The sequence below is a fragment of the Streptomyces sp. NPDC043878 genome (genome assembly GCF_056435735.1).
In genome coordinates, this window is record NZ_JBWKDW010000021.1 from 105,617 (window position 1) to 121,281 (window position 15,665).

Sequence of the window (15,665 nt, forward strand, 5' to 3'; positions counted from 1 at the left end):
GCCCAGGGGTGAGTGCCATGGACAGCCAGACATCGGCTTGACTCTGTCGGGGATCTTGGAGTTCGCCGGTGCGCCTGTGCGATCAGCGGGCATGCTCGAGTCTGTTTCGCAGGCCGATGCAGTTGTCGAGGTGCCCGTTGTCGCTCCGTCCCCGTTCCGGTGAGCAAGTTCCGTCTCTGGCCGCGCAGATCGCGCGGGCGGGCACCCCCGGGCGGTACGACGGCGATGTGGCTGAGAGACCGCCTCGACGGGCTGTGGGGCGACGAGGACTTCGCCGACTGGTACCCGCGTGAGGGTCGTCCCGGTCTGTCGCCCGCCCAATTGGCGACTGTCTGCGTGCTGCAGTTCCTGCTCGGCCTGTCGGACCGTCAGGCCGCCGAGGCGGTCCGCTGCCGCATCGACGTCAAGTACGCCATGGCCCTGGAACTGGACGATCCCGGCTTCCACCACAGCGCGCTGGCCGACTTCCGCGACCGCCTCGCCCGGGGCGACCGCGCCGACCGCCTCCTCGACCTCGCGCTGGCCCGTCTCAAGGAGGCAGGTCTCGTGCGAGAACACACCACGCAGCGCACCGACTCCACTCATGTCCTGGCCGCGGTGAGGGACCTGACCCGGCTGGAACTGGTCACCGAGGCCGTCCGTGCCGTGCTGGAGGAAGTGGCCCGCACCGCTGCGCACTTGTTGGACGGCCTGGTCGATGAGGACTGGGGGCGCCGCTTCCTGATCGTTACGGGCGGAGGCACCGGCGGTCACACTTACCCGGCGCTCACTGCACGGCTGTCCGGTCCGTCTGGGCAAGCATCGCCGTCGCGGCAAGCAGTGTCCCGCGGCGGAGCATGACAGCTGGTGGCATGAGGGGGCCTCCAAGAGTGAGCCGATTGTCTTCGATGCCGTGCACGGGCACTCTGGCCGGGCCCCGTCTCCTCGTCGTAACCCCCGGGCATCGGCCACCACTTCGGCAGGCATCCGTCGTGTATCAGTCGCGGTGGACCGGCCGGTCCGGGTCCGATCACTGTGTCCGGGCCGCCCGCTCCGGGCATACGACTCACCGCGGTCCGCTGCGGCGGGCAGACGCCGGCTGCCGGACTGCGGTGTGCTCCTCGTCCCCGAGGTCGATGCGGGCCGCCACCGGGATGTGGTCGCTCGGCGTCTCCGGCAGGTTCCAGGACGACGTGGCTTTCACGCCCTTGAGGAGGATCTGGTCGATCCGGACGACCGGAAAGCGTGAGGGCCAGGTGAAGCCGAAGCCCTGGCCCGCCGTCGACTGGGCTGAGGTCATGCTCCTGGTGAGCGGGCGCAGCGCGCGGTCGTCGGTTGATCCGTTGAAGTCGCCCATGACGACGACGCGTTGGACCCGTTCGTCGTGCAGAGGGGCCGTGAGGCGGTCGAGGGCCTCATTGCGTGCGAGTGTGGCGAAGCCGTCGGGGCGGACGCGGACGGACGCCAGGTGAACGACGTAGACGGCCAGCGGGCCCTTGGGGGTGTCCACCGTGGCGCGCAGGGCCCGGGTCCACGGCATGATCGGCACCGCGCGGGCGTGGCGCAGGGGGTAGGTGCTCCACAGGCCGACCGTGCCGTTGTAGAAGTGGTACGGGTACGAGGAGGCCAGGGCGCGCTCGTACACGGGTGCGGTGTCGGGGCTCAGTTCCTCGAGTGCCAGGATGTGCGCTTTGGACGCGATCAGGCTGCGGGCGGTGCCGCGCGGGTCGGGGTTGTTCTGGTTGACGTTGTGGCTGACCACGGTGAGGTCACCGTCCGGTGACGACTTGTCGGCGAGTGAGGCGCCGAAGGTGGCCAGCCAGACGGCGATCGGCAGGACGCAGGCCGCCGTCGCCACCGGCGATCTGCGTAGCAGCGCCGTGGCCAGCAGGGCGGGAAGGGCGAGGGCCGTCCAGGGAAGCAGGGTGTCGGCCAGGCTGCCCAGACGGCCGGGGGTGTTGGGGATCAAGCGATGGCCTTGGACGACCAGCGCGAGAAGGACGCAGCCGCCCGTGGTCAGCGTGCCCCGCCGACGGAACCGTCGAGGCCGCAACCGCTGCGGCCGGAGCCGTCGGAGCGGGAGCTGTGGGGAAGAGGCCCCGGCGGTCGTCCCCGGCCCATGGGTCGAACCTTCGGGTACCGCCTCCTGGGTTCGCCGGTCGCTCTCTGCCTGTGTTCGCGTCATACCCATTTCAGCTCTCCGTTCGCGCCGAGGCCAGCTGGTCGCGGAGCCCGTCGATCAGGGCGCGACTGCTGTCCAGCGCCGCCTGGAGTCCTTCGTCCGGCGTGGTGTTCGCTCGCTGGTGCAGGACCGCGCCAAGGAACAGTCGGGTACGGTCACCGACGCGGACCTCGGCGGCCCACAGGAGGTTGCCGCCCGCCGGGGTGCTGGAGCCGGTCTTGATGCCGACGACACCTGAAGTGCCCAGCAACGGGTTGGAGTTGTGGATCAGACCGATGCCGGGGACGGTGGCGGTGGGGCTGGCCACGATGTCGCGGAAGACGGGAATCCTGATCGCCTGCCGGGTCAGTTCCAGTTGGTCGGCCGCGGTACTCGTGGTGCTGGCTTCGATTCCGCTTGCCCCCGTGTAGGTTGAGTGGTCCATTCCCAATTCGTCCGCGGTGTTCCGCATCTTCTGGGCGAAGGCGCCCTGGCTCCCGGAGTCCCAGCGGGCCAGGAGGCGGGCGACGTTGTTCGCGGAGGGGATGAGCAGCATCTGCAGGAGCTGGTGCTGGGAGTACCTCTGTCCGGCCCGGACCGCAACTGACGACTCGTCACCGACGCCCGCTTCGTTGGCGGCCTGTCGGTCCACCTCTATCCGCGGGCCCGGCTCGCCCGGTTCGAGGGGGTGATCCCTGAGGATGACGTAGGCGGTCATCACCTTGGTCAGGCTCGCGATCGGCACCGGGAGCTGTTCGCCCCGCGTTTGTGTGGCCGCCATGCCCTGGAGTCCGACCGCGGTCTGGCCTTCCTCCGGCCAGGGGATCGCTCCGTCGTCCACGGCCGCTCGCCAGGCGCTGTCCAGCCTGGTGCGGGAGGCGGACGTCGAGCCGGAGGTGTCGTCGGGTGTCGTGGCGACGATCACGGTGGCACCTAGGCCCACCAGTAGGAACAGGGCCAGCAGACCGATCGGGAGGCGATGGCGTGGGGCAGGGTGAAGAAACATCGGGAATGCCACCTCAGGGGGCGCCGTACGTGAGCGATACATCGCAAGGCTGCGGGGGCGGTTCGTCCGGACGACGGGCAGCGGAGCGCTACGGGTGCTCAGGAACCCGTCAGTTGTGTATCAGTGCCGGCAGGGGGGAGGAAGGAAAGGCTTCCAGGCCGGGCCGGGCCGGGGCGAGGCGGGATGGTCCGGGTCACCGGGCAGCTGCGGGGACGTCCGTGGGCAGGCGCAGCACGACCACCGCTCCCCCGTCCTCCGGGTGGTTGGCGAAGTCCAGGGTTGCCCCGATCACCTTCGCCTGACCACATGCGATCGTGAGGCCCAGGCCGTGCCCGCGGCCCCGCTCGGCCACGCCGGTACGAAACCGCTGAGGGCCGTGGGCCAGGAGGTCGGCGGGGAAGCCGGGCCCGTGGTCCCGTACAGTGATCGTCGCTTCGGTGACGGTGATCTCCACGGGGCCGGCGCCGTGGCGATGGGCGTTGACGACGAGGTTGGCGATGATCCGGTCCAGGCGTCGCGGGTCGGTCTCGGCCAGCGGTGTGCCGTGGGCGCTCACCCGCGCCGTCACGCCGGTCTTCACCGCCGACTCCTCGACCAGTTCGGCCAGGTCCACCGGCCGTGACTGTGGCCGCTCGGCGTCCGCGTCGAGACGGGAGATCTCCAGCAGGTCCTCGACCAGGTCGCGCAGTACCCGGGCCCGGTCTCTGACCAGGTCGGTGGCCTCCCCTTCGGGAAGCAGGCCGGCCGAGGTGACCAGTCCCATCAGCGGCGTGCGCAGCTCGTGCGCGACATCGGCGGTGAAGCGCTGCTCGGTGGCGATGCGCTCGCGCAGGCTGTCGCCCATCGCGTCGACCGTGGCCGAGATGGCGTTGATCTCGTCGCGTGTGCGGCTGCCCATGTTCGTGCGGGCGTCCAGGTCGCCCGCCGCGATACGGCGGGCGGTGCGGGCCACCCGGCGCAGCCGCCTGGTCGGAAGTTCCATCGAGAGGGCTGTGGCCGGGAGCACAACGGCCAGGGCGAGCAGTGAGTACTTCCACATGTGGCGGTCCAGGGCCTGCCTGGTGAGCAGGTCGGCCGTCATGTCGACCTCGGTGGCGTAGAGCCGGCCGCCCTGCTTCTTCGCCACCCAGAAGGTGGGGGCCGGCAACTCCTTCTCGTAGACGCTGCCCCGGCCGTGCAGCTCGATCTGTCGCAGCAGGGATTCCGGAAGCTTGCTGGGGTCCGCGAGGGGCGGTTGCCGACCGGAGGCCCGGGCGTCCCGTACCTCCGCGTCGAGCTGTTGCCAGGCCTGGGACTCGCCTTCGTTCAGGGACCACTTCAGCGTGGACTCGTGCACCAGCACACCGACCGTGAGCGCCATCGCGGAACAGGCCATGGCAACCAGGAAAATGATCTTCCAGCGTATCGAGCGGGGGTTCAGCGCGTGTGCGATCGGCATCTCGGCTCTCCGGTTCAGCGCCGCAGCTTGTACCCGAAGCCGCGGACCGTCTCCACGCGGTGAGCGCCGATCTTCCTGCGCAGCCGCTGCACACACAGGTCGACGACCCTCGTGTCACCGTCCCAGCCGTAGTCCCAGACGTTGCGCAGCAGGGTCTGGCGGTCCAGCACGATGCCGGGGTGCGCCGCGAACTCCAGCAGTAGCCGCAGCTCGGTCGGGGCCAGGGCGACTTCCTCGCCGTCCAGGCGGACTTCCAGAGCCGCGGGGTCGATCACCAGGTCGCCGAAGACCAGCAGGCGGGGCGCGGCGGGGCTCTCGGCCCCGTCGGCCTGTGCGGCGGGGACCGCGGTGGCCCTGCGCAGCAGCGAGCGGATCCGGGCCACCAGGACGGCGGTGTCGACGGGCTTGACCACGTAGTCGTCGGCACCGGATTCCAGGCCCGAGACCACGTCGAGGGAATCGCCGCGCGCGGACATCATCAGGATCGGGTCCGAGCTGGTCTCCCTGATCCGGCGGCACAGCCCGATCCCGTCCAGGCCCGGCAGCATCACGTCGAGCAGAAGTAGGTCATGGTGGGCCTCCCGGAAGAGCTCCAGACCAGTCAGCCCGTCGCCCGCCACGGTCACGTGGTAGCCGTAGCGTTCCAGGGCCATCGCGACGGATCTGCGGATCACCGCGTCGTCCTCGACGAGGAGGATGGTCACCGCGGTCGCGGAAGGCGCAGCGGTTTGCGGAGCCGCAGGGTTCTCGTGGGCGGAATCAGACATGTACATCCATCGTGAGAGGTACCGGGGCCGGGGCTCCATCATGCCGTACGGGACAGCGGAACCCCGCGGGGTCCGGGAGCCCTTGGGCCCGCCACCGCAGGCCTGACCGGCGCTGATACGGGAGTGATACACCATCGCGCGGCAGCAGGGACGCGGTTGCGCCATCGTGGCCGCACACGACCAAGCCTTCACGGCCTACGGCTTGGACGAGGCCACCATCAGTGCTCTCCGCACATGGGCCTTGGAGTGGGCCGAAGACCTCGCCACCCGGCTCCATGAAGAGGCCGGTGACCCGGGCATCGACTGATCGCGTCCGGACGGGATCACGGCTGCAAACGAGGTCGCGAGCTTGTCACACCGAGCACGCCGGGCGAGCTTCGGCCCCATCGGGACCGGTGACAAATTGGGGTCATCCCTCGTGCGCCCCTATGAGCCTGGCCTCCAGGGTCTCGGCCGTAGGGAAGGTGGCGTGAACAGGGCAGCGTGCCGCCGGGATACGTACGCCGGGCCCGGCGTCAGCCGGACGCGCGGCCCGTAACGGGATGGCCCTCGCCGGGGTGTACCTCGCCGTGTCTGGTCGGTTTTCGGCAAGGTGACCGTAAAAGGCGACCGGACCCAGCGGCAAGCAGCGGGTCCGCGAACACACCGGTCGCCTCGGCCAAGGCGCCGGCCTCGGCCCGGTCCGTGCGTAGGTTTGCCAGGCGGCCCAACACCTCGTCGGGGTCGCCCAGTTCGCCATGCAGGAGATGTGCTCGGCTGACCATGAGCGGCCAGCCGCCGGTCAGCTCGTGGAGACGGTCCAGGCGGTCCTCCGTGTGGAACATGTTGAACGCTAAGCCCAGCCCCGCAGGCTGCGGCGGTCGTGACGGCGCAGGGCCACCGGGGCTGCCGAGGTGGGCTCGATTCCCATCAGTAGGGTCCGTCACAAGGCAAGTATTGCCAGCGCCTTGAGCTGAGCGCCTGCCGAGTCGGCGGAGCGCGCCGGGAGAGGATCCTCCGCGGTGGGATCTTCTGGACTGGTCGGCGCCGCAGGACCGCCCCAAGCTGCTCGGGCTGCTCGGGCTGCTCCATGGTGGGGGCAGTGTGCTGGTCCTCACGACGGGGAGCCGCTGCTGGTCCGAACCCGCGGGACGCGCTCGGGAGCGTCGATGACGACGGTGATGGGCCTGACCGCCTCACTGCTGGAAGAACTTGAACTGCGCCCCGGTCAGCGCATGCTGGACGTCGGCACCGGTGCGGGCGTAACCGCCGCGGCGGCCATGGCGTACTTGACGTCGATGCGGCAGCGGACCGCCTCGGCGGCCTCACGGTCCGACAGGCCGAGCAGGAACTGCAGCACGCAGACAGTCGCCAATTGGGCGGGCGACAGACCGGGACGACCGTCACGCAGGTACCAGTCGGCGAAGTCCTCGTCGCCCCACAGCCCGTCGAGGCGGTCTCTCAGCCACATCGCCGTCGTACCGCCCGGGTTGCTCGCCCGCGCGATCCTGCAATGTGGTGTGCGTTTGGGCAGCGACCTCACTGCTGCCCGGGCGCGCCGCTTGCTCGAGCCGGCCTGTGACGCGCCGCGCCCAGATCGAACTGCCCGCGGAACGCTTGAGGCCAACCTCCGGCGAGGACCGCGCCGCCGCCCAGTGGGAACTACGCCGACAGCCCCGTGACGCCAGCGCCGTCCGCCTACGCAACCGCGACTCCGTGGACGGGCGCCCCCGCGGCTACCTGCGCGCCTTCGGTCTGTCCCGCATCCGCGTACGGGAGATGGCCCACGGGGGCGAGCTCCCTGGCGTGACCAACAGCAGTTGGTGACCCGGCGCGCTTCTCAGGAATCAGCCGGGTTCCACGGATATCACCGCGCGCGATGACGCTCGCCCGGGGCGTGCTGTCGCGATCTGCCCACCAGCGGCGGCCCACAACCGGGCATCGTGCCGTGGTTGTCAGTGTGGTCAGCTGAACGTGTTGCAGCTGGCGACGCGGCCGGAGCGGTAGCCGGTGGAGAACCATTGCTGGCGCTGGCTCGCGGAGCCGTGGGTCCAGGTGTCGGGTGTGACCTTGCCCTGGTAGCGCTGCTGGATACGGTCATCTCCGACGGCGGCGGCCGCGTCCAGCCCGCGGTTGATGTCGTCCTTCGTCAAGTCGGTGATCAGTGGCTTACTGCTCTTGGGGTCGGGGGTGGTGGTGGCGTGGTGGGCCCACACTCCGGCGTAGCAGTCCGCCTGCAACTCGAGTTTCACCGAGCCGCTGTTCTGGCCCTTTCCGCTGCCGCGGGAGATCGTTCCGCTGAGGTCCTGGAAGTGGTGGCCGTATTCGTGCGCGATGACGTAGGCCTCGGCGAACGGGCCGCCCTTGGCGCCGAACTTGTTGCTCAGGTCGTTGAAGAAGCCGAGGTCGAGATAGACCTTGTCATCGGCTGAGCAGTAGAAGGGGCCGACGTCGGAAGTCGCTGTCCCGCAACTGGTGTTCACGCTGCCGGTGAACAGGAACGTTGGGGCCTGCTGGTAGGGCTTGCCAGCGGCTGTCTCCGTCTGCTTCCAGAATGCCTGCACGCTGTCGACCACGGCGACGATCCGGCACTCCTCCTTGCGGTTGGCGTCGGCACCAGTCCGGCAGTCCGCCGCGAGGTCCGCGGCTGACTTGCCGGACGAGGACGTGTCGCTGCTGCCCGAGCCGAACATGCCGGGGTCGACACCCAAGAGCACGGACGCGACCAGCACCACGAGCCCTACCAGTCCCCCGCCGATGGTCTTCCCGCCGCCCGGGATCCCGCCCAGACCTCCCCGACCGTCCTCGACCTCGGACGTGTCCAGAGCAGCATCGTCGTCGAATTGCATACGTGTCCCTCCCTCAAGCAGCGCGCCGGGCCGCCCCGCGTCGTCCCGCTCGCCTACCCCGTACGAGGACATCCCCATCCCGTCCTCTTCCTGCTCCGCCTCTTGGAGGAGCCGGCGGGCGACGCCGCGACGCCGCTCTGTGGGTGAACGGCGGACCGCCCGTGCGCGGTAACGGCCCCTCCATGCCCTCGACCGCGCAGCCGGGCCCCGCCTGTCGCCGGTGCCGAGACCGTGCCCGCGAGGTTCAGACGACGGACGGCCACCGCGGGTCGGTCGGGCCGATCGCGTACTCGTCGAAGAGCCTTCAAGGGCTTCGTGACCGTGCGTGCGGCGGTACTCCATCTCGGCCGCCGTCACCGGCAGCACCCAGAGAATGCGGGCGTGTCCGTCGGCCAGCGGGCATTTCTCAGACCGGGCAGATGCAGGGCCATCTCCTCGCCGGTGCAGCGCGGGCGGACGGCGCCTGTCTCGGCCGAGTTCGGCGGCTAGGTCGTCGAAGCAGCGGGCCATCTGCCGCCGCCACTGCTGGTTCTGGTGAAGGGTGATGGGCGGCAGCGAGCCCAGGACACGGCCCTGGCCGCGCCCAAGCGGCGTATCGCCCACGTCGGCGACGTCCTGCCAGACGTGCTCGGGCAGCTCCTCGAGGGCCATCCGCAGCACCGCAGCCGTCCGCGCGTCCTCGTCCTCGTCGTCGTCTTCGTGCCGTGACGCTGGCCCGCCGCTCGCTGGTGAGCCAGCGCCACGCAGTGAGGTCGCCCACCCTGAGCCGGTCGCTGACCCGGCTCTCGCCACGATGATCCGTGGCCGTGCTTGAAGGAGATGTGATGCAAGTAGCCGTGGTCGCTTTCGACGAGCTCAACGAACTCGACGGCTTCATCGCTTCTGCGCTGATCAACCAGTGCGGCAAGGACGGCTTGGAAGCCTCTATTACGACGCCGACACCCGTGGTCACGTTGATGAACGGTGTAGAGGTGACCGGGCAGCGCCCGATGGACTTTGTCACCGAAGCCGAGGGCGTGCTGGCTGGTGACGTTCGCCAAGACACTGGCCTGCAGCTCCAGGTCGGCCATCCGCCTTCCGTCACCCCCACCCTCGACATCTGGGGCGCCATCGCGCCTGCCTGCGCTCTGCCGATGGCGGCAGCGGCGAACCGGGACGCCACCAGTGCTTGGACAGGAGGCACCTCCCATTCCACCGTCGCTCACAACCGGCCCATTTCGCTATTCCGGCGCGCGAAAACCGCGATGCAGCGTGCGGATGCCGTGAAGGTCCATCGGGCAGCCGGCCCGGGACAAGAGGGTGCCCCCGGGCGGGGGTCCCGCGCGCTGGACGGGTATCTGTCGGCTGTTCGGGCACACGAGACGTCATGCACGGACTACATGCGCGTCCCACCAGCAGCAGTCTCGGCGCGAAGCACTCACGCCGAGGTCGGCGCACCGGCCGCCTGCGCCGCCGCGTCCTCGCCTACCGGGCAATCGATTTCCTGTCCACGCACATCCCGGACGACCCCGGCCCGGGCGACGAATGCCTGCTCCTCGTGCACACCCGCCAGGTCGTCGGCCAGGTCCGGTACCGGATCTGCGCTGACTGCGCCCGGGGTGTCATCACCGCCGTCGTCATCGACGAGCGCTTCCACGGCACCGGCCTGGGCACCCGTGCGCTGTCACACCTACGGTCCCGCCACCCGGGACTGACCTGGCGCAGCACGCTGCGCAAGCGCACCACCCGTGATCTCCTGCGCCGGATGCGCATTCCCGCAACCGCTTCTGCCATGACCTGCCCCCACGCTCACCAGACACTTTCCGCCTCGACCCCGATGCTCGTCAGCGGCTGACCCCAACGCTCAGCGGTCACAGCGCACCTGCCAGCGCAGCAGGTCATGGATGGCCTGCCGTCGTCGCGCCACTTGGTGAACTGGTACATCACCGCGCCGCGCGGCGGAGCAGGCATGGGGGACGAGTGGTGGGGCATCCGAGGCCAAAAGGGATGGGCTGACCGCGGTTTCGGTGCCGCCCGTCGACGTCAAGAGCCTCTTAGGGGTGAGAAGGTGAAGGGCTTCCGCAGCTTCATCCTGCGCGGCAACGTGGTCGACCTGGCCGTCGGCATCGTCATCGGGGCAGCGTTCACCGCCGTGGTGAACGGCTTCGTCAGCGCCTTCCTGACACCACTCGTCGGGCTGGCCACCGGCGCCACCGGCGACATGAGCCACAAGACCTTCACCGCAGGCGCCACCAAGTTCCCCTACGGCGCCTTCATCAACGCGGCGATCAGCTTCCTCCTCCTCGCCGGCGCCCTGTACTTCCTGGTCGTCCTCCCGATCAACAAGCTCCACGAACGCCTCGCCCCGCACCAAGACGTCCAGGCCCCCAAACGGGACTGCCCCGAATGCCTCAGCCCCGTACCCGCCCAGGCCCGACGCTGCGCCTCCTGCACCGTCTCCCTGCCCGCCGTACCCGCTCAGGCCGGAGAGACAACCCAACGCGCCGGGTGACCCGACCTCCATGGCCCAGCCTGGGTTGCCGGGCCCGCGCGGGCACGTCCGTGATGACCGTAGTCACCGACGGGGCTCGCTGCGCCCAATCCAGGCCGAAGCCGGGAGCCGCAGCTGTGCCGCGCCCAGCTTGATCTCGGTGCGTCTGGCAGGACGGCGGCTGACTCGGCCATGTGACGCTCGGAGTTTGACCGGCCGCCCGCCATCAGCTCCAGCACCTCCTGCTCGCGCGGTGTAAGCCGGTCGAGCGGATCGCTGTGCCGGCGCACCAGCAGCTGCGCGACGACCCGCGGGTCGAGCGCGGTGCCGCCGGCCGCCACCCGGCGTACCGCTTCGGCGAACTTCTCGACGTCGGCGACGCGTTGCTTGAGCAGATAGCCGACGCCCGAGGTGTTGGCGGCGAGCAGATCGGCGGCGTACCGCTCCTCCACGTACTGCGACAGCAGGAGCACGGCGGTACGCGGGTACTGGCAGCGGATCACCAGCGCGGCGCGTACTCCCTCGTCGGTGAAGCCGGGCGGCATGCACACGTCGACCACGGCGATGTCGGGCCGGTGCTCCTCGACGGCCGCCAGCAGCCCTTCTGCGTCGGCGACCTGCGCGCACATCTCGAAGCCGGCCGCCTCCAGCACCTTGACCACGCCGATGCGCAGCAAGAGGGAATCCTCGGCGATCACGGCGCGCACGGCAGCTCCACGGCGATGACAGTCGGGCCCCCGGCGGGGCTGCGGCAGGAGAACGTGCCGTCGACGGGCGCGACGCCCTTGGCGGTCCGGGAATTGCCCGGCGTCGGCACCCGCGGCCGCGACGCTCCGTGACTACGGGCTGCACACGGTCGGCGAGGTCGCGGACGTCCCCCAACTCACCCTGCAGCGCCTCCTCGGCGCCCGCCCGGGCCGCGCCCTCCACGAACGCGCCCACGGCCAAGACACCACCACCGTCGACCCCCACTCCCACGCCGGCCAGCATGAGCAGCGAGCACCCCTTCGACCACGACGAACTCGACCCCGCCCAGCACCGGCGCGCCCTGCTCGCCCTCGCCGACGACCTCGGCGCCCGCCTACGGGCCTGCGACCAGATCGCCGCCGGCGTGGCCCTGACCGTCCGCTACGCCGGCGCGAGCTCCACCCGCCGCGGCCGCACCCTGCCCGAACCACCCAGCACACCGTGCTCCTGGCCCGCACCGCATACGCGCTCTACGACTTCCTGGGCCCTACAGCGCGCACGAGTCCGCAGCATCGCCCTTCGCGCCGACGCCCTTCAGTCCGACGACCTAGCCACCCGGCAGCTCACCCTCGATTGCGTCCTGCCTTGGTGGTCCTCACGCGCGCACCGCGCCGCTGGTCCGCTCCTGGCCCGTTCGACGGTTGATGCCGACGATGCGGCTGGCCTCTCTGATACTCACGCCTTCGTGTATCAGTTCGAGGAATCTCTGCTTGACCTCGGGGGCACCCTCTTGCCGTTCGGGCGCCCCCGATAGTGCTTCTGTTGTCCTTCATCGCCCGCCCGGACGGGGTGTTGCGACGTTCATTAGAACCCGAGAGACCGGGCGGGGCTCCACCTGTTGCATGCAAGTGCTCTTTGGAAACGACGTGGTCAGAGTCAGGCGGCGGCCGGTGATGTGCCGGCCGCCGCCTGACGGGAGGATTCAGGTGCGCGTGCGTGAGCGACGTGGCGTCAGTTCGATGCGCTGCCCGAGACCCACGTGTTCCACGGCATGTTCCAGTCACTGAGGCCGTTGTCCGGGGCCAGGGTGGCCTTGTCCGCGGAGTTCTTGACGATCACGACGTCACCGGTCATCGAGTTGTCGAAGAACCATGCGGCGGGCTGCTTGCCCTCGCCGGCGTTCCTGACGTCCTTCAGGCCGACGCAGCCGTGGCTGGTATTGACCTTGCCGAAGACCGAGTCGCCGCCCCAGTAGTTGCCGTGGATGAACGTGCCCGAGGTGGTCAGGCGCATGGCGTGCGGCACGGCTTCGATGTCGTAGGAGGGCTTGCCGTTCTTCTCCGTGAGGCCGACTGTCGCACCGTTCATGCGTATGTGCCGGTACTTCTCGGAGATGACCATCCGGCCGTTGTACGTCGGGTGCTCGGCGCTGCCGGACGAGATGGGGATGGTCTTGATCGTCTTGCCGTCCCGCACGACGGACATCTGCTTCGTTTTGGCGTCGACGGTGCTGATCTGGCTCCGGCCGATCTTGAACGTAGCCGTCTCCTGGACGCCGTCGAGGCTCATCTTGACGGTGACGGTGGAGCCGGGCTTCCAGTAGTGCTCGGGGCGGAAGTCCAGCCGGCTGCTGTTGAGCCAGTGGCCGACGATCCTCTCGCCGCTGCTGGAACTGACGTGGATCTCCGACTCCACGGCGGTCTTGTCGCCGATCGCCTTGTCGAAGTTGAAGGTCACGGGCATACCCACGCCGACGGTCGAGCCGTTCTCGGGGGAGAGGTGCCCGAGGAAGTCGTTGGCCGGGGAGACCTTGGAGATCGAGGCGTTTTCGTATGCGGGGCGGCCCTTCGCGTCCTCGGCCTCCGCGGCGACCTGATATCGGGTGGCCTGTTTCAGTGGGCCGTTCGGCTTCCAGGACGTTCCGTCCGCTGACAGGGTGCCCGGAACCTCGGTACCGGTCGCGACGGCGGTCATGGTCACCTTGGTGAGCCTGCCGTCGCTGACGGTGACCTTCACGAGGTCGTTGATCCCGATGCCGTGGGCTTGGCCGGGCGTGATCTTTATTCGAGCGTCGGAAACTTCCTGGGTGTTCGCCTGATGTGCCTGTGCCTGTGCCTGCGGTTCCGGGTGAGCCCCGGTGTCACCGGTGGTGGCGTAGCTCGTACCGGCCAGGGCCGTGAGTGCGAGGGCCCCGGCCGAAGCCATCAGCACGGTGCATCGCTTGCGTGCGGTGATCAAACGCTTCTCCCAGGCCGCTGGTCGTTGAATCCCCCGGCTGATTGACAGAGGGGCAATCAGCCCTGAGGGAGCTAATTTACTTATTAGTCCGTTTTGATGGGTAGATTGTGGCTGGTTTCACACATTACGTGCGTGTCACTGAGACCCGCCCGACGGCCGGATGGTGTGTGATCGATCCGCTCTCTCTTCGACCGGTGCAGGGCCTATGGCGACACGTCTCGCGGTGACCTGTTTCATCACACCGTTCGGGTGTGGGACCTGCGGTCGAGGAAGCTTGTGCAGACTCTCATTGGGTGCAGCAACCGTAGAGGGCTCAGCGACTGAAGCGACTGAACCTCAGACACTCGGGCGGTGATGTTCGACCTGGCCGACAACGACAAGCTGAAGTTCACCGCGACCAGCGAGGACAGCCGGGTGCTGGACGCACTCGCGCACGCCCAGCGGCACCAGGCGGCCCGCGGCGAGTACATCACCGCCTTCAACGAAGAGGGCAAGGAGGTCGACATCTCCTTCGCCACCCACAACTGGCGCCAGGCGGTGGTCGACAAGACCCGGACCGGGCAGTTCGTGCGCAAGCACTTCGAGGCGATGGTCTTCACCGCGCTCGCCGAGGAGCCGCGCACCGGTGACGTCGCGGTGGTCGGCTCGGAGGAGTACGCCGACTGGTCCGAGCAGCTGCTGGCCTGGGAGGTCGTCCAGGAGACGCTGGGGTCCTACCTGGTGGGGGTCGGTCTGTGTGAGGCGGGCGAGAGCGCCGAGTTCGACGCCAAGTTCTTCCGCCGCAGGCAGTTGGAGGACAAGCTGCGAGGTGCCGCCGCAGCGGCGGACGCCGGGTACCCGGAGAACGAGGGCCTGGGGATCGATCCGGAGACGGGTATCCCGTCGCTGAAGGCGTTCCGGGCTGATGGTCAGCGGCCCTCGGCGAAGCGGCTGGAGCGGGAGATCAAGGCGAGGGTGCCGGGAGCGTTCCCTGAGGGGGATCGTGGCCCGGACCGCGTACTGGGTGCAGTGGTGGCGCCGGTTTGGTCCGCCGTCCGGCAATGAGCCCAAGCTCACCGACCCCTTGGGCCGCTACGTGACACCTATCTCGAAGCCGGCCGTGTTCATCCCGCTCGCCTCCTCGGCGGGGAACGAGCAGGCGCACAACGCCCGCCACCTGGAAGAGGCCGGAGCCGCCGTCGCCCTGCTCGGTGACGTCACGGCAGATCACCTCCGAGACGCCATCGGGCCGCTCCTGACCGATCCCGCACTGCGGGAAACGATGGCGGAGCGGGCCCGGGCTCACGGGAGGCCGGATGCGGCGGACCGGCTCGTAGACGTGATCCTTTCCGCCGCATCCGGCTGACCGCCTGCTACGCGCGGTGTCCGCCGATGTGCAGCGTCGTGCCCGCCTCGATCAGCACGGCGCAGTCGTTGAACACATCGTCGCCCTGGCCCATAGGGTCGGGGACATCGCGGCCGGGGAGGTAGAAGCCGAGTTTGTCGAGCATGGTCGCCCGCGCCGCCGGCCGTCTCCCCCGCCGCCCTCTCCCCCGCCGCCCTCTCCCCCTCCGAGCGCGGCAGCGCCGCCGCTCCCCGCGGTCTCGTCTCCGCCCAACTGCACGCCTGGGCCCTGCTGCCCACGCTCGCTCGCCAGGGCCGCGACCGGAAAGCGGACGCCGCCTTCCAGGAAGCCCTGACCCACCTCGAAGCCGACCCTGCTGGTGAGGCGCCGGGCCGGTTCGGATTCGTTGCAGCCGAGCTCGCGCTGCACCAGGCCGAGGCCCACCTCGCGCTCGGACGCACCGACCAGGCACGCTCGCGGACCGAGGCCTCCGCGGCCGCCTGCACGGCCGCACCCCGGGATGGGCGGCCGCCACCCTTGTTCTGGCCCAGGCGGAAGCCTCCACCCAGCCGTCCGACGCGGCCCAACGAGGCCTGGACGTGCTCGACCGGGTTCCGTCCAGCCGCCTGCGCTCCACTGCCCGTGCCCGCCTGCACAGCCTCGACCAACCGCTCGCCACCCGTCCCGGCGGCCACGCCGAAGACCTCCACGACCGGCTGCGTGTTCTCCCGCCCCCCGTCGACGTCTACGGCACCGTCACATCCTGA

At 69.5% G+C, this 15,665-nt stretch carries 17 protein-coding genes and 3 pseudogenes; 11 read left to right on the top strand and 9 right to left on the bottom strand.

Features of this window, described 5'->3' with window-relative positions:
* The first annotated feature begins 225 nt into the window (after positions 1-225).
* A complete protein-coding gene (locus AC07AZ_RS27075) occupies positions 226-840 on the top strand; it encodes a transposase (RefSeq protein WP_478852143.1) in 615 nt (204 codons plus the stop codon).
* 205 nt (positions 841-1,045) lie between these two features.
* On the opposite strand, the gene AC07AZ_RS27080 is transcribed toward AC07AZ_RS27075, so the two are convergent.
* The 4 genes from AC07AZ_RS27080 to cseB all read right to left on the bottom strand — a co-directional run bounded on the left by AC07AZ_RS27080 (position 1,046) and on the right by cseB (position 5,237).
* Complete coding sequence (locus AC07AZ_RS27080; RefSeq protein WP_478852145.1) at positions 1,046-2,164, bottom strand: endonuclease/exonuclease/phosphatase family protein; 1,119 nt, start codon at positions 2,162-2,164, stop codon at positions 1,046-1,048.
* A 7-nt stretch (positions 2,165-2,171) separates the two neighbouring features.
* On the bottom strand, positions 2,172-3,146 hold the full coding sequence (locus AC07AZ_RS27085) for a D-alanyl-D-alanine carboxypeptidase family protein (RefSeq protein ID WP_478852147.1): 975 nt from the start codon (positions 3,144-3,146) through the stop codon (positions 2,172-2,174).
* A gap of 193 nt (positions 3,147-3,339) precedes the next feature.
* On the bottom strand, positions 3,340-4,584 hold the full coding sequence (locus AC07AZ_RS27090) for a sensor histidine kinase (protein ID WP_478852149.1): 1,245 nt from the start codon (positions 4,582-4,584) through the stop codon (positions 3,340-3,342).
* Positions 4,585-4,598: 14 nt separating this feature from the next.
* The gene (gene cseB, locus AC07AZ_RS27095) at positions 4,599-5,237 is read right to left on the bottom strand and encodes a two-component system response regulator CseB (RefSeq protein WP_478852237.1); all 639 of its coding nucleotides are present in this window, start codon (positions 5,235-5,237) and stop codon (positions 4,599-4,601) included.
* A 1,274-nt stretch (positions 5,238-6,511) separates the two neighbouring features.
* On the opposite strand from cseB, the pseudogene AC07AZ_RS27100 reads away from it, so the two are divergent.
* Positions 6,512-6,571, top strand: a pseudogene (locus AC07AZ_RS27100) (hypothetical protein); the annotation flags it as partial.
* Here the strand turns inward: AC07AZ_RS27100 and AC07AZ_RS27105 are convergent.
* Entirely contained in the window at positions 6,559-6,801 is a 243-nt protein-coding gene (locus tag AC07AZ_RS27105) for a transposase (RefSeq protein ID WP_478852151.1), read from the bottom strand. The pseudogene AC07AZ_RS27100 and the gene AC07AZ_RS27105 sit on opposite strands and share 13 nt — an antisense overlap.
* Positions 6,802-6,908: 107 nt before the next feature.
* On the opposite strand from AC07AZ_RS27105, the gene rpsN reads away from it, so the two are divergent.
* Positions 6,909-7,157 (top strand): 30S ribosomal protein S14, encoded by a 249-nt coding sequence (rpsN, locus tag AC07AZ_RS27110; protein WP_478852153.1) that lies wholly within the window; start codon positions 6,909-6,911, stop codon positions 7,155-7,157.
* Positions 7,158-7,294: 137 nt separating this feature from the next.
* Here rpsN and ypfJ read toward each other — a convergent pair whose 3' ends face one another.
* On the bottom strand, positions 7,295-8,179 hold the full coding sequence (gene ypfJ, locus AC07AZ_RS27115) for a KPN_02809 family neutral zinc metallopeptidase (protein WP_478852155.1): 885 nt from the start codon (positions 8,177-8,179) through the stop codon (positions 7,295-7,297).
* 534 nt (positions 8,180-8,713) lie between these two features.
* Here ypfJ and AC07AZ_RS27120 point away from each other — a divergent pair.
* The 4 genes and pseudogenes from AC07AZ_RS27120 (at position 8,714) to mscL (ending at position 10,670) form a co-directional block, all read left to right on the top strand.
* Complete coding sequence (locus AC07AZ_RS27120) at positions 8,714-8,887, top strand: hypothetical protein (RefSeq protein ID WP_478852157.1); 174 nt, start codon at positions 8,714-8,716, stop codon at positions 8,885-8,887.
* A 116-nt stretch (positions 8,888-9,003) separates the two neighbouring features.
* A pseudogene (locus AC07AZ_RS27125) lies at positions 9,004-9,207 on the top strand (AraC family transcriptional regulator); the annotation flags it as partial.
* A 338-nt stretch (positions 9,208-9,545) separates the two neighbouring features.
* Complete coding sequence (locus AC07AZ_RS27130; RefSeq protein WP_478852159.1) at positions 9,546-10,013, top strand: GNAT family N-acetyltransferase; 468 nt, start codon at positions 9,546-9,548, stop codon at positions 10,011-10,013.
* 213 nt (positions 10,014-10,226) lie between these two features.
* Entirely contained in the window at positions 10,227-10,670 is a 444-nt protein-coding gene (gene mscL, locus AC07AZ_RS27135; RefSeq protein WP_478852161.1) for a large conductance mechanosensitive channel protein MscL, read from the top strand.
* Here the strand turns inward: mscL and AC07AZ_RS27140 are convergent.
* On the bottom strand, positions 10,637-11,356 hold the full coding sequence (locus AC07AZ_RS27140; protein WP_478852163.1) for a response regulator: 720 nt from the start codon (positions 11,354-11,356) through the stop codon (positions 10,637-10,639). The two genes, mscL and AC07AZ_RS27140, sit on opposite strands and share 34 nt — an antisense overlap.
* A gap of 281 nt (positions 11,357-11,637) precedes the next feature.
* On the opposite strand from AC07AZ_RS27140, the gene AC07AZ_RS27145 reads away from it, so the two are divergent.
* On the top strand, positions 11,638-12,150 hold the full coding sequence (locus AC07AZ_RS27145; protein ID WP_478852165.1) for a DinB/UmuC family translesion DNA polymerase: 513 nt from the start codon (positions 11,638-11,640) through the stop codon (positions 12,148-12,150).
* Between the two features lie 197 nt (positions 12,151-12,347).
* Here the strand turns inward: AC07AZ_RS27145 and AC07AZ_RS27150 are convergent, their stop codons facing one another.
* Positions 12,348-13,574, bottom strand: a complete 1,227-nt coding sequence (locus AC07AZ_RS27150; protein WP_478852167.1) for a L,D-transpeptidase — start codon at positions 13,572-13,574, stop codon at positions 12,348-12,350.
* 351 nt (positions 13,575-13,925) lie between these two features.
* Here AC07AZ_RS27150 and AC07AZ_RS27155 point away from each other — a divergent pair, with 351 nt between their 5' ends.
* Both AC07AZ_RS27155 and AC07AZ_RS27160 read left to right on the top strand, forming a co-directional pair.
* A complete protein-coding gene (locus AC07AZ_RS27155; RefSeq protein WP_478852169.1) occupies positions 13,926-14,618 on the top strand; it encodes a hypothetical protein in 693 nt (230 codons plus the stop codon).
* Between the two features lie 31 nt (positions 14,619-14,649).
* Positions 14,650-14,919 (top strand): annotated as a pseudogene (locus tag AC07AZ_RS27160) (glycosyltransferase); the annotation flags it as partial.
* Between the two features lie 7 nt (positions 14,920-14,926).
* Here the strand turns inward: AC07AZ_RS27160 and AC07AZ_RS27165 are convergent.
* Positions 14,927-15,064 carry a PH domain-containing protein gene (locus AC07AZ_RS27165; RefSeq protein ID WP_478852171.1) on the bottom strand — a complete coding sequence of 46 codons (138 nt, stop codon included), beginning with the start codon at positions 15,062-15,064 and terminating at the stop codon, positions 14,927-14,929.
* A gap of 433 nt (positions 15,065-15,497) precedes the next feature.
* On the opposite strand from AC07AZ_RS27165, the gene AC07AZ_RS27170 reads away from it, so the two are divergent.
* Positions 15,498-15,665 carry a hypothetical protein gene (locus AC07AZ_RS27170; protein ID WP_478852173.1) on the top strand — a complete coding sequence of 56 codons (168 nt, stop codon included), beginning with the start codon at positions 15,498-15,500 and terminating at the stop codon, positions 15,663-15,665.

Coding starts and splice junctions, on each gene's coding strand:
- AC07AZ_RS27075 (WP_478852143.1), top strand. CDS start 226: ATGTGGCTGAGAGACCGCCTCGACGGGCTGTGGGGCGACGAGGACTTC.
- AC07AZ_RS27080 (WP_478852145.1), bottom strand. CDS start 2,164: ATGACGCGAACACAGGCAGAGAGCGACCGGCGAACCCAGGAGGCGGTA.
- AC07AZ_RS27085 (WP_478852147.1), bottom strand. CDS start 3,146: ATGTTTCTTCACCCTGCCCCACGCCATCGCCTCCCGATCGGTCTGCTG.
- AC07AZ_RS27090 (WP_478852149.1), bottom strand. CDS start 4,584: ATGCCGATCGCACACGCGCTGAACCCCCGCTCGATACGCTGGAAGATC.
- cseB (WP_478852237.1), bottom strand. CDS start 5,237: ATGGCCCTGGAACGCTACGGCTACCACGTGACCGTGGCGGGCGACGGG.
- AC07AZ_RS27105 (WP_478852151.1), bottom strand. CDS start 6,801: ATGTGGCTGAGAGACCGCCTCGACGGGCTGTGGGGCGACGAGGACTTC.
- ypfJ (WP_478852155.1), bottom strand. CDS start 8,179: ATGCAATTCGACGACGATGCTGCTCTGGACACGTCCGAGGTCGAGGAC.
- AC07AZ_RS27130 (WP_478852159.1), top strand. CDS start 9,546: ATGCACGGACTACATGCGCGTCCCACCAGCAGCAGTCTCGGCGCGAAG.
- AC07AZ_RS27145 (WP_478852165.1), top strand. CDS start 11,638: ATGAGCAGCGAGCACCCCTTCGACCACGACGAACTCGACCCCGCCCAG.
- AC07AZ_RS27165 (WP_478852171.1), bottom strand. CDS start 15,064: ATGCTCGACAAACTCGGCTTCTACCTCCCCGGCCGCGATGTCCCCGAC.